Source organism: Streptomyces canus 299MFChir4.1 (assembly GCF_000383615.1).
Lineage (GTDB): Bacteria > Actinomycetota > Actinomycetes > Streptomycetales > Streptomycetaceae > Streptomyces > Streptomyces canus_C.
The window spans coordinates 1-16,124 of record NZ_KB911594.1 but is presented as its reverse complement, the minus strand read 5'-3'; the positions used below and the strand labels follow the sequence as shown (position 1 = coordinate 16,124).

General features: G+C 69.9%; 13 protein-coding genes. 10 read left to right on the top strand and 3 right to left on the bottom strand.

From position 1 onward, the window contains the following. Positions 1-12: 12 nt before the first annotated feature. Positions 13-456 (bottom strand): metallopeptidase family protein, encoded by a 444-nt coding sequence (locus tag H293_RS0125890; RefSeq protein WP_086023204.1) that lies wholly within the window; start codon positions 454-456, stop codon positions 13-15. 356 nt (positions 457-812) lie between these two features. On the opposite strand from H293_RS0125890, the gene H293_RS0125885 reads away from it, so the two are divergent. From H293_RS0125885 to H293_RS0125855, 7 genes are all read left to right on the top strand, one after another. Continuing rightward, positions 813-1,184: a DUF3499 domain-containing protein gene (locus H293_RS0125885; RefSeq protein WP_020120748.1), complete on the top strand. Its 372-nt coding sequence runs from the start codon at positions 813-815 to the stop codon at positions 1,182-1,184. Between the two features lie 136 nt (positions 1,185-1,320). Then, entirely contained in the window at positions 1,321-2,937 is a 1,617-nt protein-coding gene (locus H293_RS0125880; RefSeq protein WP_020120747.1) for an L-lactate permease, read from the top strand. Positions 2,938-3,052: 115 nt separating this feature from the next. Further along, positions 3,053-4,420, top strand: a complete 1,368-nt coding sequence (locus tag H293_RS0125875; protein WP_020120746.1) for a phosphomannomutase/phosphoglucomutase — start codon at positions 3,053-3,055, stop codon at positions 4,418-4,420. Between the two features lie 154 nt (positions 4,421-4,574). Beyond that, positions 4,575-4,745: a Trm112 family protein gene (locus H293_RS55180; RefSeq protein ID WP_007382472.1), complete on the top strand. Its 171-nt coding sequence runs from the start codon at positions 4,575-4,577 to the stop codon at positions 4,743-4,745. A 191-nt stretch (positions 4,746-4,936) separates the two neighbouring features. After that, on the top strand, positions 4,937-6,064 hold the full coding sequence (locus H293_RS0125865) for an SIS domain-containing protein (RefSeq protein WP_020120745.1): 1,128 nt from the start codon (positions 4,937-4,939) through the stop codon (positions 6,062-6,064). A gap of 45 nt (positions 6,065-6,109) precedes the next feature. Then, the gene (gene manA, locus H293_RS0125860) at positions 6,110-7,261 is read left to right on the top strand and encodes a mannose-6-phosphate isomerase, class I (RefSeq protein WP_020120744.1); all 1,152 of its coding nucleotides are present in this window, start codon (positions 6,110-6,112) and stop codon (positions 7,259-7,261) included. A 170-nt stretch (positions 7,262-7,431) separates the two neighbouring features. Then, entirely contained in the window at positions 7,432-8,412 is a 981-nt protein-coding gene (locus H293_RS0125855; RefSeq protein WP_028808201.1) for a cation diffusion facilitator family transporter, read from the top strand. Between the two features lie 63 nt (positions 8,413-8,475). On the opposite strand, the gene H293_RS0125850 is transcribed toward H293_RS0125855, so the two are convergent. Continuing rightward, complete coding sequence (locus H293_RS0125850) at positions 8,476-10,719, bottom strand: fructose-specific PTS transporter subunit EIIC (protein ID WP_020120742.1); 2,244 nt, start codon at positions 10,717-10,719, stop codon at positions 8,476-8,478. Between the two features lie 488 nt (positions 10,720-11,207). Between H293_RS0125850 and ahcY the strand changes: the two genes are divergently transcribed. Together ahcY and H293_RS0125840 are read left to right on the top strand one after the other, a co-directional pair. After that, positions 11,208-12,665, top strand: coding sequence for an adenosylhomocysteinase (ahcY, locus tag H293_RS0125845; RefSeq protein WP_020120741.1), 1,458 nt, complete (start codon positions 11,208-11,210; stop codon positions 12,663-12,665). Between the two features lie 148 nt (positions 12,666-12,813). Further along, entirely contained in the window at positions 12,814-13,440 is a 627-nt protein-coding gene (locus tag H293_RS0125840; RefSeq protein ID WP_020120740.1) for a hypothetical protein, read from the top strand. Positions 13,441-13,450: 10 nt separating this feature from the next. On the opposite strand, the gene H293_RS0125835 is transcribed toward H293_RS0125840, so the two are convergent. After that, positions 13,451-14,395, bottom strand: coding sequence for an RDD family protein (locus H293_RS0125835; RefSeq protein WP_020120739.1), 945 nt, complete (start codon positions 14,393-14,395; stop codon positions 13,451-13,453). 130 nt (positions 14,396-14,525) lie between these two features. Here H293_RS0125835 and H293_RS0125830 point away from each other — a divergent pair, with 130 nt between their 5' ends. Next, complete coding sequence (locus H293_RS0125830; RefSeq protein ID WP_020120738.1) at positions 14,526-15,533, top strand: stage II sporulation protein M; 1,008 nt, start codon at positions 14,526-14,528, stop codon at positions 15,531-15,533. Positions 15,534-16,124: the final 591 nt, after the last annotated feature.

Genomic DNA, 16,124 nt, shown 5'->3' with positions numbered 1-16,124 from the left:
TCCGCGGGCGGCTCAGTCCTCGCCGTACCGCGGATCGACCGTCTCGGGAGTGAGCCCCAGCACTTCGGCCACCTGCTCCACGACGACCTCGTGCACCAGCGCCGCCCGCTCGTCGCGCCCCTTGGTGCGGATCTCCACCGGACGCCGGTAGACGACCACGCGCGCGGGGCGCCCCTCACGCGCGGGAATCGTCCCGCCGAGCGGCACCGCCTCGTCGTTCCAGGACTGCCCGTCCAGCCGAGGCACCTCCAGGACCAGGAAATCGATGTCGGCGAGCTGCGGCCAGCGCCGCTCCAGGCGCTCCACCGAGTCCTGCACCAGGTCCGCGAACGCCTCGGCCCGGCTTGCGGCGAGCGGCACCTGCGGCGGGGCGATCGGGCCGCGCATGCCTCGTCCGTGGCGATCACGGCGGCGGGGCCCGGGGCCGGTGGCACGGGGCGGTACGGGGTTGTCCATCACTGGTGAAGGGTAATCCTCGCCGCACTCGCGCGCCCGGCCCCCACGCGGTACCCCGGACGTGGCCCGAAACGACGTACGGCCGCCTCGTACGGCATGTCGGCCGTTGACCATTCCAGCCAAGGTTGGGCTCGATTCCGTATCTCTCCGAGACCGGCGATCCCAAGTTGATTGACATGGTTTGTCCCGAGTGGTGATCGGCCTCAGGTCTGTTCGACCCCTCGAAACCGGATGTCAGTGCAGGTCATAACGGTGTGATCGGAGTGGCGTGTGGGGCGTTTCACAGCACGACACGGTGGAGTGACCTGGGGGAGAGTCGTCGCGGCCCGCTCAAGAGTGCGGTACCGTCCAACGTCGTGAGCCCTGTACGTCGCTGTTCGCGCACCGCTTGCGGCCGTCCTGCCGTCGCGACGCTGACGTACGTCTACGCCGACTCGACCGCGGTCCTCGGCCCGCTCGCCACCTACGCCGAACCCCACTGCTACGACCTGTGCGCCGAGCACTCCGAGCGCCTCACCGCCCCGCGCGGCTGGGAGGTCGTCCGGCTTCTCGACGGCTCGGCGCCCGCCAGGCCCAGCGGGGACGATCTTGAAGCGCTTGCCAACGCCGTGCGTGAGGCGGCCCGTCCGCAGGAGCGCGCCGCCGAGGCCGGCGGAGCCCGGCGGGCCGACCCGATGGAGGTCGCACGCCGAGGTCATCTTCGGGTACTGCGCTCCCCGGACAACTGAGCTGCTCCGTCTGCCTCTTGTGTACATGTTCCGCCGAGTGACGCACGCCCATTGACGGGCCCTTGGCGCGGACACGACCATTCCGTAAGCCGAAGTGAGAAATCGCTTTCCGCATGACGGAATCGGGGAGGCGCCCGTGTACGTCCAGGAACTCGACCCCGTCGCCGACTCGCTCGGGCTGTCCGCCCTCGTCGCGGCCCTGCCCCTCGTGATCGTCCTCGTCCTGCTCGGCGGCGTCCGCGTGAAGGCCCACCTGGCGGGCCTCACAGGCCTTCTGGCGGCCGCTCTGGTCGCCTGGCTCGCCTACGGCATGCCGCTGGGCCAGACCCTCTCCAGCGCCGCCCAGGGGGCCGCCTTCGGCCTCTTCCCCATCCTGTGGATCGTCGTCAACGCCCTGTGGGTGTACCGGATGACCGTCCGCACCCGGCACTTCGACATCCTGCGCCGCTCCTTCGGGCGGCTCTCCGACGACCCGCGCGTCCAGGCCCTCGTCGTCGCCTTCTGCTTCGGCGCGCTCCTGGAGGCCCTCGCCGGGTTCGGCGCCCCGGTCGCGATCTGCTCGGTCATGCTCGTCGCCCTCGGCTTCGACCCGGTGCGCGCGGCGGTCGTCGCGCTGGTCGCCAACACCGCGCCGGTCGCCTTCGGCGCCATGGGCACACCGGTCGTGACACTGGCTCAGGTCACCGGGCTGCCGCTGGACGACGTGGCGTCCGTGGTGGGCCGTCAGACGCCGTTGCTGGCCCTGGTGGTGCCCCTGGTGCTGGTCTTCCTGGTGGACGGCGCACGGGGCCTGCGCGAGACCTGGGTGCCCGCCCTGGCCTGCGGAGTCGCCTTCGCCGTCGCCCAGTTCGCGGCCTCCAACTACGTCTCCGCCCAACTGGCCGACATCGGGGCCGCCCTGGCGGGCGCGGGCGCCCTGGTCGCCGTCCCACGCGCACGCGTACCGGCCGACGAGTCCGTACGCGCGTCCGTGCTGACCGGCGCGCGCAGCGAGGACCTCGACGAGACCGACCCGCGCGGTGAAGTCCTGCGGGCCTACTCGCCGTACGCGCTGATCGTCGTGCTCTTCTCCGTCGCGCAGATCCCGGCCGTCAAGGACTGGCTCGCGAAGGCGACCCGGATGTACGACTGGCCCTTCCTCGACGTCATGAACCCCGACGGGGACCGGGTCGGCGGCAACGTCTTCACCTGGCCGGTCGTCTCCACCGGCGGAACCCTCGTGCTGTTCGCGGGCATCCTCACGGCGCTCGTGCTCGGCGTGCATGCGCGGGTGGCGGTCCGCGAATGGGCGGCGACCGTCCATGAGTTGAGGCTCGCGATCCTGACCGTGACCTCCGTACTGGCGCTCGCGTACGTCATGAACCTCTCCGGACAGGCCGCCACCATCGGTCACTTCGTGGCCGCCGCGGGCGCCGGACTGGCCTTCCTGTCGCCGGTCCTCGGCTGGTTCGGGGTGGCCGTCTCCGGCTCGGACACCTCGGCCAACGCGCTGTTCGGGGCGTTGCAGGTGACCGCGGCACGCGAGTCCGGGCTGTCGCCCGAACTCCTGGCCGCCGCGAACAGTTCGGGCGGGGTGCTCGGCAAGATGATCTCGCCGCAGAACCTCACCATCGCCTGCGCGGCCGTCGGTCTTGCGGGCCGCGAGGGGGACCTGCTGCGCAAGGTGCTGCCCTGGAGCCTCGGACTACTGCTGGTGATGTGCCTGATCGTGGTCGGGCAGAGCTCGCCCGTGCTGGGCTGGATGCTGCCCTGACCCCCATCGATGCCCTCTGACCTCAGATAACGGGTGGGCGTCCACTCCGCTCCCGCACCACGCGCTGTCAGTGCGTCCGGGTAGTTTGTGGTGACCGAACGGACTTTCAGAAGGGTTGGCCGTGGCTGATCTGTCACAGCTCGTGAAGGCGTACGACGTGCGCGGAGTCGTTCCCGACCAGTGGGACGAGACGCTGGCCGAGCTCTTCGGTGCCGCCTTCGTCCAGGTGACCGGGGCGAGCGCCATCGTGACGGGTCACGACATGCGGCCCACGTCCCCCGCCCTGTCGCGGGCCTTCGCCCGCGGAGCGGCCGCCCGCGGCGTGGACGTCACCGAGATCGGCTTGTGCTCGACGGACCAGCTGTACTACGCCTCCGGCGCGCTGAACCTGCCGGGCGCGATGTTCACGGCCAGCCACAACCCGGCCCAGTACAACGGCATCAAGATGTGCCGCGCGGGCGCGGCCCCCGTCGGCCAGGACACCGGCCTCGCCGAGATCCGCGCACTGGTCGAGCGGTGGAGCGAGACGGGCGCCCCGGAGCCGGCGGACCCCAAGGGGACGATCACTGGGCGGGACACGCTGGAGGACTACGCGGCCCACCTGCTCTCCCTCGTCGACGTGACCTCCATCCGCCCCCTGAAGGTCGTCGTCGACGCGGGCAACGGCATGGGCGGCCACACCGTCCCGACCGTGTTCTCCGGACTGCCCCTGGACACCGTCCCGATGTACTTCGAGCTGGACGGCACCTTCCCGAACCACGAGGCCAACCCGCTCGACCCGGCCAACATCGTCGACCTCCAGAAGCGCGTCCGCGAGGAGGGGGCCGACCTCGGCATCGCCTTCGACGGCGACGCCGACCGCTGCTTCGTCGTCGACGAGCACGGCGACCCGGTCTCCCCGTCCGCCGTGACCGCCCTCGTGGCCGCCCGGGAGCTCGCCAGGCACGGCGGCAAGGGCACGGTCATCCACAACCTGATCACGTCCTGGACGGTCCCGGAGGTCGTCGAGGAGAACGGCGGCACTCCGGTACGCACCCGCGTGGGCCACTCCTTCATCAAGGCCGAAATGGCAAGGACCGGCGCCATCTTCGGCGGCGAGCACTCCGCGCACTACTACTTCAAGGACTTCTGGAACGCCGACACGGGCATGCTGGCGGCCCTGCACGTCCTGGCCGCGCTGGGCGGTCAGGAAGGCCCGCTGTCGTCCCTGGTCGCCCAGTACGACCGCTACGTCGGCTCCGGCGAGATCAACTCCACGGTCGCGGACCAGGCGGACCGCCTCGCGGCCGTCAGGGCGGCCTACGAGGCTCAGGAGGGCGTACGCCTCGACGAACTCGACGGCCTCACCATCACCGCTGCCGACTGGTGGTTCAACGTCCGCCCCTCCAACACCGAACCCCTCCTGCGCCTGAACGCGGAGGCGAGGGACGAGGCGACGATGGCGAAGATACGGGACGAGGTCTTGGCGATCATCAGAGCCTGAGGGAGATCGCTTAGTGCCCCGGGAGCGGGAGTTGTGAAGTTCAGTCCCGTCGGTGTTTGAGGAGCGGGGGTCCACCCCCACACCCCCCTCTTCCCGGCGGTACCCTGACCAGGCACATCCGCGCAAGCTGCCGTACGCCCCGAAGGGAACCCCCATGCCGCTCGAAGCCGGCCTCCTGGAGATCCTCGCCTGCCCGGCCTGCCACGCCCCCCTCAAGGAGCAGGACACCGAGCTGATCTGCACCGGCCAGGACTGCGGCCTGGCATACCCCGTCCGCGACGGCATCCCCGTCCTCCTCGTCGACGAGGCCCGCCGCCCCGCGTAAGCCCCCGCACCGCCGCAGGCGAGACGGCGCCCAGTTGCCGTAAGCGACAACGACACAGCGACCCACAGCGACCACCGGTGTCCCGGACCCGCGCGACCGACGACCCGGCGAAGCGACCATCCGGCTCTCGACGACCCGGCGAAGCGACAATCCGGCGTCCCGGAGACCCGGCGATCGGAGGCTGCCGCCCCATGCTCGACGAATCGCTGCTAGACACCCCTGAGGCCCTCTCGGCCGCCGACCGCCGAGGCCTGCTCCGCGGTGCTGCGGAGGCCGGCGCCCGTGTCCGCACAGCAGCCCGGCACGCCGCCGAGGCCGGGGTGAACGACCTCAAGCCGGACGGCCGCCCGCGCGCGGTGCTCATCGCGGGCCCCGGCGCCGCCGCCACCCACGTGGCCGACCTCCTCGGCACGCTCGCCGGCGCCGGCAGCCCCGTCACCCGCCTCGCCCCCACCGGCGTCGCCCCCGCCGCGGGCGCCCTGCGCTGGGAACTCCCCGGCTGGGCCGGCTCGGTCGACCTGCTCCTGATCGCCACCCCCGACGGCACCGAACCGGGCCTGTCCCTGCTCGCCGACCAGGCCTACCGCCGCGGCTGCACGGTCGTCGCCGTGGCCCCCGCCCGCACCCCGCTCTCCGAGGCGGTCGAGGGCGCGCACGGTCTGTTCGTGTCCCTCGCGACGGCGCCGTACGAGCAGAACACGCCCCTCACCGCGTCCGCACCCGGCGTCCTGTGGGCCCTGCTCACCCCGCTCCTGGCGATCCTCGACCGCGCCGGGCTGCTCACCGCCCCGCCCGACACCCTCGAGAAGATCGCCGCCCGCCTCGACCACATCGCCGAACGCTGCGGCCCCGCCATCGCGACCTACAGCAACCCGGCCAAGACCCTCGCCGCCGAACTCGCAGACGCGCTCCCGGTGATCTGGACCGAGGGCACCTCCGCGGGGCCCGCAGGCCGCCGTTTCGCCGCGGCCCTCGCCGAACTCTCCGGCCGCCCGTCCGTGGTCTCCGAGCTGCCCGAGGCCCTCGCCGCGCACAGCACGCTGCTCGCCGGACCACTGGCCGCCAGCGCCGACCCCGACGACTTCTTCCGCGACCGCGTCGAGGAAGCCCCCGCGCTGCACGCACGCGTGGTGCTCCTTCGCGACCGTCCGATCGGCGGTCTCAGCGCCGCCCCGGCCGCCCGTGACCTGGCCCTGAGCCATGACACGCCGATCAGCGAGCTGGAGCCGGAGTCCGGCGGTGAGATCGAGACCCTCGCGGAACTGATCGCCGTCACGGATTTCGCCGCCGTTTACCTGGCGCTCGCCTCGGGGGCCTGACATCCCTCAGGACGCCCTGATCGCCGTACGTACAGAAAGAGCCTGATGGACCGCCTCGACAACACCGTTCGCCCCTACGCCTGGGGTTCCACCACCGCCATCCCCGAACTCCTCGGCGTCGAACCGACCGGTGAACCGCAGGCGGAGATGTGGATGGGCGCCCACCCGGGAGCCCCCTCCCGCACCGGTCGGGGCACACTCGTCGAGGTCATCGGCGCGGACCCGGCGAAGGAACTCGGCGCCGAGGCGGTCGCCAAGTTCGGCCCCCGCCTGCCCTTCCTGCTCAAGATCCTCGCCGCGGGCGCCCCCCTCTCCCTCCAGGTACACCCCGACCTCGCCCAGGCGAAGGAGGGGTATGACGACGAGGAGCGGCGCGGCATCCCCGTGGACGCGGGCCACCGCAACTACAAGGACGCCAACCACAAGCCCGAACTGATCTGCGCGCTCACCGAGTTCGACGGCCTGTGCGGCTTCCGCGAACCCACGCGCGCGGCCGAGCTGCTCGACGCGCTCGGCGTCGGCTCCCTCAAGCCGTACGTCGACCTCCTGCACGCCCACCCCGAGGAGGCGGCCCTGCGAGAGGTCCTCACGGCAGTCCTGACCGCCGACCGCGCGGAGATGGCCCACACGGTCACCGAGGCCGCGGCCGCCTGCGCCCGCCTCGGCGGCGAGCACGCCCCGTACGCCGACATCGCCCACCACTACCCGGGCGACCCGGGCGTCATCGCCGCGATGCTCCTCAACCACGTCCGACTCCAGCCCGGCGAGGCCCTGTTCCTCGGCGCGGGCATCCCGCACGCGTACCTCAGCGGCCTGGGTGTCGAGATCATGGCCAACTCCGACAACGTCCTGCGCTGCGGCCTGACCCCCAAGCACGTCGACGTGCCCGAACTCCTGCGCATCGTCCGCTTCGAGGCCGCCGACCCCGGCGTGCTCCGCCCCGAGGCAGCCCCCGACGGGGAGGAGGTCTACGAGACCCCCATCGACGAGTTCCGACTGTCCCGGTACGTCCTCCCCGAGGGTGCCGCCGCCCATGACCTGACCCGCCCGACTCCGCAGATCCTGCTCTGCACGGCAGGTTCCGTGCGAGCCGGGGAACACGAACTGAGCCCCGGCCAGTCGGTGTTCGTCCCGGCGGGAGAGAAAGCCGAGGTGTCCGGCGCGGGCACGGTCTTCCGGGCGACCGTGATCGTGTGACCGAGGCGGACGACTCAGGCGTGCGACCGAGGCGTGTGATCGTATGACCGGTCCTGTGGACGACTGAGACGTCCGATCCGGGTGAGGCTGCAAGAATGGCCCCCCGGCAAAGGACGGGCAAAGGCCTGGACGGCGTAGAGGTACTTGAGGCGAAGGGACAACGCGACCAGATGAGCGCGTCAGGCGGAACCAGGGCGATCGTGGCGGCACTCGGCGCCAACCTCGCGATCGCGGCATCCAAGTTCGTGGCGTTCGCGTTCAGCGGCTCGTCGTCGATGCTCGCCGAGGGCGTGCACTCACTCGCCGACTCCGGAAACCAGTTCCTGCTGCTGCTCGGCGGCAAGAAGTCCCAGCGCGAGGCCACCCCGCAACACCCCTTCGGCTACGGCCGCGAGCGCTACATCTACGCCTTCCTGGTCTCCATCGTGCTCTTCTCGATCGGCGGCATGTTCGCCGTCTACGAGGGCTACGAGAAGATCAAGCACCCGCACGAGATCGAGCACTGGTACTGGCCGGTGGGCGTCCTCGTCTTCGCCATCATCGCCGAGGGCTTCTCCTTCCGGACGGCCATCAAGGAGTCCAACCCGCTGCGCGGCAGCCTCTCCTGGACGGAGTTCGTGCGCCGGGCCAAGGCACCCGAACTCCCGGTCGTCCTTCTGGAGGACTTCGGCGCCCTCGTCGGCCTGGTCCTCGCCCTGGGCGGCGTCGGCCTGGCCCTGCTCACCGGTGACGGCGTCTGGGACGGCATCGGCACCCTCTGCATCGGCATCCTGCTCATCCTGATCGCCCTCGTCCTGGCGGTGGAGACCAAGTCCCTGCTGCTCGGCGAGGCCGCCGGTATCGAGGCGGTCCAGAAGATCGAGGCCGCGATCGTCGACGGCGACACCGTCACCGGCATCATCCACATGCGCACGCTCCACCTCGGCCCCGAGGAACTGCTCGTCGCCGCCAAGATCGCCGTCCAGCACGACGACACGGCCGGCGAGGTCGCCGCCGCGATCAACGCCGCCGAGTCCCGCATCCGCGAGGCCGTCCCCATCGCCCGCGTCATCTACCTCGAACCGGACATCTACAGCGAGGCCGAGGCCCTCAAGGGCCCCGACCGCGAAGCGACCCCCGGCGGACCGGCACAGCACCCCGCCGAGCACTGATCACCGGTCCACAGCAGCGGCTGTACGGGCCCGCGTCCCCATACCGGGACGCGGGCCCTTCACTCACCTGATCTCGCTCAGCACGTCCAGCACGGCCCGCTCGTCCGGTGCCGCGATCAGCCGCTCCCGGAACCCGGGGTCCATCAGATTCCGCGACAACAGGGCCAGGATGCGCAGGTGTTCGTCGCCCGCGGCCGCCTCCGGTACGGAGATCATGAACACCAGCCGGGCCTTCGTACCGTCCAGCGAGCCCCACTCGACACCCTCGGCGGACCGTGCGAACCCGACGACGGGCGCGGTCACGGCATCCGTCTTGGCATGCGGGATCGCTATCTCCTCCCCGAGCCCGGTGGTCCCCTGAGCCTCCCGCCGCAGGGCGGTGGCGACCAGCTCGTCCACGTCCGCCACCTTGCCGCTCCGGGCGAGCAGCTGCGCCATCTCCCGCACGGCCGCCTCCTTGTCCCGAGCGTCGAGAGCGACCTTCACGGTCTGTTCGGTGAGGTAGCCGGAGAGGACCGCGCGGTCGGGCGCGGCCGTGGGCAAGCCTTCGGCTTCCGCACTGGCACCGGTCTTGGCCCCGGCGGCCATATCGGCTTCGGTGCCGGCTTCAGCGTCCGCACCAGTACCAGTACCAGTACCGGTATCGGCACCGGCGTCGAGGTCAGCGGCTTTCGACGCCCCGGCCGGGGTCGCCTCCGTGGCGGGCGCGCTCGACGAGGCGACGATCCGCTGCGCCACCACGGCACCGGCGGCTCCACCGGCCGCCGCACCGGCGCCCACCCCCACCAGCGCGGGCTCCAGCGGACCGGCTGCACCCGGCTCGATCACCCCCAGTCCAGGCGTCGGCGCCGCGCCCTTGCGCCTCCGCTCACTGATGTCGACCAGCGTGACCGTCGTCAGCGCGGTGACCGCCGTGCCGATCAGCACGGCCACGAAGAACATCGGCACCCCGCTCACCGCACCGAGCACCGCCACGATCGGCCCACCGTGCGGCACGGCGTCCTCGACACCGGCGACACCGGCGACCGCACCAGCTACCGCGCCACCGAGCATGTTGGCCGGGATGACCTGCGCGGGCCGCGCCGCCGCGAACGGGATAGCGCCCTCGGAGATGCCGAAACAGCCCATGAACAGCGCGGCCAGTCCGGTCTCGCGCTCCTGCTCGGTGTAGAGCCGGTTCCGGATCAGCGTGGCCAGGCCCTGCCCCAACGGCATGACCGGGATCGCGGCCGCGCACATGCCCATGACCGTCTGGTTGCCGGTCGCGATCAGCCCCGCGCCGAACAGGAAGGCCGTCTTGTTGACCGGTCCACCCATGTCGAACGCGATCATGAGCCCCAGAATCGCGCCCAGCAGGATCGCGCTGGTGCCGGTCATCCCGCTGAGCCAATCGGTCAGGTGCTCGAACACCCAGGAGATCGGCTTCCCGATGACGTAGATGAAGAACAGCCCGAGCACCGTGGTCGCCACGATCGGGATCACGATGATCGGCATGATCGGCTGCACGAACTTCGGGACCTTGACCTTCTTGATCCACAGCACCAGATACCCGGCGAGGAACCCAGTCACGATCGCCCCGATGAAGCCGGCGCCCGCCTTCGAGTCGTACAGCGAACCCGTGTTCGCGATCCAGCCACCGATCATGCCGGGGACGAGGGCGGGGCGATCCCCGATGGCGTAGGCGATGTAGCCGGACAGGATCGGCACCATCAGCGTGAAGCCGATGACGCCGATGTTGTTGATGTCCATCCAGAAGGAGTCCTTCGGGATGACCAGGCCACCGGACGGATCGGTGTGCCCGCCGAGCGAGAGGGAGATCGCGATCAACAGCCCGCCGACCACCACGAACGGGATCATGTAACTGACCCCGTTCATCAGCGCCTTGTACCCGACGCTCCGCTCTTTGCCGCCGCCCGACAGCCATGCGGCTGGGGTGGCGCCCGCAGCGTGCACCGGCGCCGACCGCACCCGTTCGATCAACCGCTCAGGATGGTGGATCGCCTCCGCCACCCCCACGGTCAGCACCCGCTTGCCCACGAAACGGCTCAGGTCCACGTCCTTGTCCGCGGCGACGATGATGCCGTCCGCAGTGCTGACATCGTTGTCATCGAGGACGTTTTCAGCCCCGATCGATCCCTGGGTCTCCACCTTCATGTCGATGCCACGGCTCGCGGCGGCCTGCGCGAGCTTCTCCGCGGCCATGTACGTGTGCGCGATGCCGGTCGGGCACGCGGTCACCGCCAGCAGCCTCACCTGCTGCTGCTCGCTGCCGCCGCCCGTGGGGGGAGGTCCGGCCGGACTGGTCACGTCGATCTCCTAACGCCTTTGTCACGCGGAACGCCGTCCCGGACGCCCCGCAAGATCGATCAGATGTTCCGATCGCTTTGCATCCCCCTCACCTGCCCAGGCCGCCCAAGGAGCAAAAGTCCCCGGATGACCTGGTCCGTTGTCGCCTGTTCCGCAGTTCGTAGGCAGGGTGTCACCGTCGCCGGGGCCCCCTGTCAGGACGGTTGACGGCAACCTGCCGACATTCCGGACGGCCGCCCCTGATCGGCCTGAAGTATGCGGAGCCGGACTGGGGTGCCCCCGCCGACCGGTGTAGCTTGGGACGGAGCCAGACGTCGCTGCTGATGGCGGTCGGGCGGTCCCACCACGGACCGACCGAGGGAGAGAGGGCCTCCGACGGACTGCGCTGCGCGCACCGGGCATGCCTGTGTCCTCTTCGGGCACCCCTGTGTCCGCCGCCGCGCAGACCAGCCGTACCCACCTCGCCCCAACCCCGAGGAGCAGCTCGAATGACGACTGTCGAAAACCGACAGGACTTCAAGGTCGCCGACCTCTCCCTGGCCGCCTTCGGCCGCAAGGAGATCACTCTCGCCGAGCACGAGATGCCCGGCCTGATGGCGATCCGCAAGGAGTACGCCGAGGCGCAGCCGCTCGCCGGCGCCCGCGTCACCGGCTCCCTGCACATGACCGTGCAGACCGCCGTCCTCATCGAGACCCTCGTCGCCCTGGGCGCCGAGGTCCGCTGGGCGTCCTGCAACATCTTCTCCACGCAGGACCACGCGGCCGCCGCCATCGCCGTCGGCCCGAACGGCACCGTGGACAACCCCCAGGGCGTCCCGGTCTTCGCCTGGAAGGGCGAGACCCTGGAGGAGTACTGGTGGTGCACGGAGCAGGCTCTGACCTGGCCGAACACCCCCACCGGTGGCCCGAACATGATCCTGGACGACGGCGGTGACGCCACTCTCCTCGTCCACAAGGGCGTCGAGTACGAGAAGGCCGGCAAGGTCCCCTCGGTCGACACCGCCGAGAACGACGAGCACCGCGTAATTCTCGAACTCCTCAACCGCACCATCACCGACGGCTCGCAGAAGTGGACCCAGCTCGCCTCGGAGATCCGCGGCGTGACCGAGGAGACCACGACCGGTGTCCACCGGCTGTACGAGATGCACCGCGACGGCACCCTCCTGTTCCCGGCGATCAACGTGAACGACGCCGTCACCAAGTCGAAGTTCGACAACAAGTACGGCTGCCGCCACTCCCTGATCGACGGCATCAACCGCGCCACCGACGTCCTCATCGGCGGCAAGACCGCGGTCGTCTGCGGCTACGGCGACGTGGGCAAGGGCTGCGCGGAGTCCCTGCGCGGCCAGGGCGCCCGTGTCATCGTCACCGAGATCGACCCGATCTGCGCCCTGCAGGCGGCGATGGACGGCTACCAGGTCACGACGCTGGACGAGGTCGTCGACAAGGCCGACATCTTCGTCACCACGACGGGCAACAAGGACATCATCATGGCCTCGGACATGGCCAAGATGAAGCACCAGGCGATCGTCGGCAATATCGGTCACTTCGACAACGAGATCGACATGGCCGGTCTCGCCCAGATCCCCGGCATCGTCAAGGACGAGGTCAAGCCGCAGGTCCACACCTGGACGTTCCCCGACGGCAAGGTGCTCATCGTCCTGTCCGAGGGCCGCCTGCTGAACCTGGGCAACGCCACCGGCCACCCGTCGTTCGTGATGTCCAACTCCTTCGCGGACCAGACCCTGGCCCAGATCGAGCTGTTCACCAAGCCCGACGAGTACCCGACCGACGTCTACGTGCTGCCCAAGCACCTCGACGAGAAGGTCGCCCGCCTCCACCTGGACGCGCTGGGCGTCAAGCTGACCCAGCTGCGCCCCGAGCAGGCGTCGTACATCGGCGTCGAGGTCGACGGCCCGTACAAGTCGGACCACTACCGCTACTGAGCCGTACGGCACAGCAGTAGTCCCTCAGAGGCAGGCCCCCGCACCCCCGTGTCGGGGGCCTGCCCCTTCGGCCCTGTGACCCCTTTCGGTCCAGCTCTCTCGCCGTGTGACCGTCAGGCCGGACAGCCCGTCAGAACCCAGGACTCCCATGCCCCGCGGCCGTTATTCGCTCCACGATCCGCACGATCACACCCCCCTCGCGGAAGAACACTTCCAGTGCGCCCCCGGCCCGTCCGGCTGGCGCTATGTCTCTCGACTGACCACCCCCGCGGGCGATCACAGTGGTTCGGTCGACCTCACCCTCGACGAACTCGGCCGCCCCATCCGCCTCGAACTGCACGCCGGGAGCTGGCAGGTACGAGGTGCCGCGCTCGACGGCGTCACCTGGGTCCGCACGGACCCCACCGGGACCCACGCCACGGAAGGCAACGTCCCCGCCCACGCCTTCACCGGCACATCCCCCGCGTTCCTCGTCGCCACCACCCGTCTCCTGCGCCTCACCCCCTCCGCATCAGCAACTCGCGTACGCCTCGTGGCCTTCACGGACCCCGTCCTCGCCCCGCGCACCGTGGACCAGTCCTGGACCTTGCTGAAAAGAGAAGCACACGCCACTGACAACGGCCCGCTGACCGTGGAGGAATACCAGGTCACAGCGCTGGACACGGGAGAGCAGCACATCGTGCACATCGCCGGGGACGTGGTCCTCGCGGCCCCCGGGATCGAGCTGGAGGACCTCGAATCACCGCCGTCGACGTTCCCCGAGCCGCTCGACTGAACCTGCGGGATCACGCGGGCGGAACGAACCCGGAGGCGGGCCTGCCCTCCGGCGGCACGGTGGGCCGGGGGCCGGCGGAGGACTCCTCGGACAGCGGGAGAGGAGAGGACGGAGCAGTGGGTCGCGCTACCGGGTACGCGTGACCACCCTGTGTCCCTCCCTGAAGGCCGGCCCCGACCGCAGGAGACGACCCGGCCCCCGCCGCAGCGGTGCCGAAGGCCCGCCGGGACTCGCGGGCCTGCCGCTCCTGCACCACGGCCGCCAGATACGCACCCGGCGGTACCTCACGTGGCGCCGGAGCGCCCGTACGCGTCGCGAGCTCGGTCGCCAGCCGCTCCGCCATAGCCTGGCCGACCTGCGGATCGAGTTGGTGCATCCGCGTCAGGTACTGACGGATGGCAAGCCACAGGCCGTCGGGAACCGCCGACAGGTCCAGTTCGGCGAACCGGCCGGCCAACCATGGCGGAGGCGGCGGCACGAATCCGCTGGGTGCCACGGGAATCCGCTCCCGCACCACCAGCGTCCCCGCGAACACGTCCCCGAGCCGACGCCCGCGCGCCGAGACAAGCGAGGCGATACAAGCCACGACCCCGAACGTCAGCAGAATCTCGACCACACCGATCGCACCCCGCACCAGCGCATGCCGGAACCGGATGGGCCCACCGTCGTCCCGCACCACCCGGAGTCCCACGGCGAGCTTCCCCAGGGACCGCCCATGGCTGAGCGTCTCCACCGCGATCGGTCCGCCCACCAGAACGAGCAGGAACACGGCGATCGACACCGCCACCTGGGCCGCGTCGTCGAGCGACGCGGAAGCGGCCACCACCGCGATGGTCACGGCGATGTACACGACCATGACCACTATCAGGTCGAGCAGCACGGCCAGCGCCCTGCTGGGCAGCCTCGCGGGGCGCAACTCGAGCGCCACCGCCTCGCCCGTCACCAGCTCACTCACGTCCGCCGTCCTTCCCCTGACCTGCCTCGTGAACAGCCAGTCTGCCAAGCTGAGGACGCATCGCGCCGCAGTAAAACAAGCTGACATCCACGACGGACCGCAGACGATCAGCCGAGGAGCAGGCAAACCGATGGACCTCGACGTCTTCGTCACCGCCCACCGAGCCGAGTGGGACCGCCTCGACGCCCTGCTCCGGCGCCAGCGCCGCCTCAACGGCGCCGAGACGGACGAACTCGTCGCCCTCTATCAGCGCACCGCCACTCACCTCTCCCTGATCCAGACCAGCGCCCCCGACCCACAGCTCACCGGACGGCTCAGCCAGCTCGTGGCACGCGCGCGTAGTGCCGTCACAGGAACCCGCCGTGCCTCTTGGCGCGATGTCACGCGCTTCCTGGCACACGGCTTTCCCGCCGCCGTCTACCGATCGCGCCGCTGGTGGGTGCCCACCGCACTGCTGTCCACCGTCATCGCAGCCCTCCTGGGCTGGTGGATCGGCACCCACCCCGAGGTGCAGTCCTCCATCGCGGCCCCCAGCGAACTGCGCGAGCTCACCCGCCCCGGCGGCCAGTACGAGACGTACTACTCCAGCCACCCCGCGGCCTCGTTCGCCGCCCAGGTCTGGACGAACAACGCTCAGGCCGCCGCCATGTGCCTGGTCCTGGGAATCTTCCTCGGCCTCCCGGTCCTCTGGATCCTCTTCCAGAACATGCTCAACCTTGGAATCGGCGCCGGCCTGATGTCCTCCGTCGGCCGCCTCGACACCTTTCTCGGCCTCGTACTCCCGCACGGCCTCCTCGAACTCACCGCGGTCTTCGTCGCCGCCGGCACAGGTCTGCGTCTCGGCTGGACCCTGATCGATCCGGGCCCCCGTTCCCGGCGCACCGCACTGGCGGAGGAGGGCCGAGCCGCAGTAGGCATGGCCATAGGTCTCGCCCTGGTGCTGTTCGTCTCCGGCGCCATAGAAGGCTTCGTCACGCCCTCGGGCCTGCCCACCTGGGCCCGTATAGCCATAGGGGTCGGCGCCGAGTCGGCCTTCCTCGCCTACGTCTTCGTCCTGGGCGGACGAGCGGCGCGGGCGGGTGAGACGGGCGACGTCGAAGCGGCCGAGCGCAGCGCCACCGTCCCGACCGCTGCCTGATGTGCGACGGACCGTACTGAGCTGCTACTGTCTCCTTCGCCCCACAGGAGCCGTTGACACGGACCGTGCGGGGAGGTAGATTCGAACAGTTGCCTGGAGCTGGGTTCAGCCCGCTCGGTAGCGGTGAGTGTCTGTCTGCTTCTGGAAATCTTGATTTCGAAGAAGCCTCTTCCCGATGAATCGGAAACAGATGGCCGGTCAATCCGGTCCGAAAGTTCTGATAATGTTGGGAGCGCCGGAAAGGGAAACGCGAGAGCGGAAACCTGGAAAGCACCGAGGAAATCGGAACCGGAAACGGTCTGATAGAGTCGGAAACGCAAGACCGAAGGGAAACTGCCCGGAGGAAAGCCCGAGAGGGTGAGTACAAAGGAAGCGTCCGTTCCTTGAGAACTCAACAGCGTGCCAAAAATCAACGCCAGATATGTTGATACCCCGTCTCCAGCATCTGCTGGGACGAGGTTCCTTTGAAATAAACACAGCGAGGACGCTGTGAACGACCGCCTTATTCCGGTGGTTGTTCCGCTCTCGTGTGTGTGCACCCGATTACGGGTAAACATTCACGGAGAGTTTGATCCTGGCTCAGGACGAACG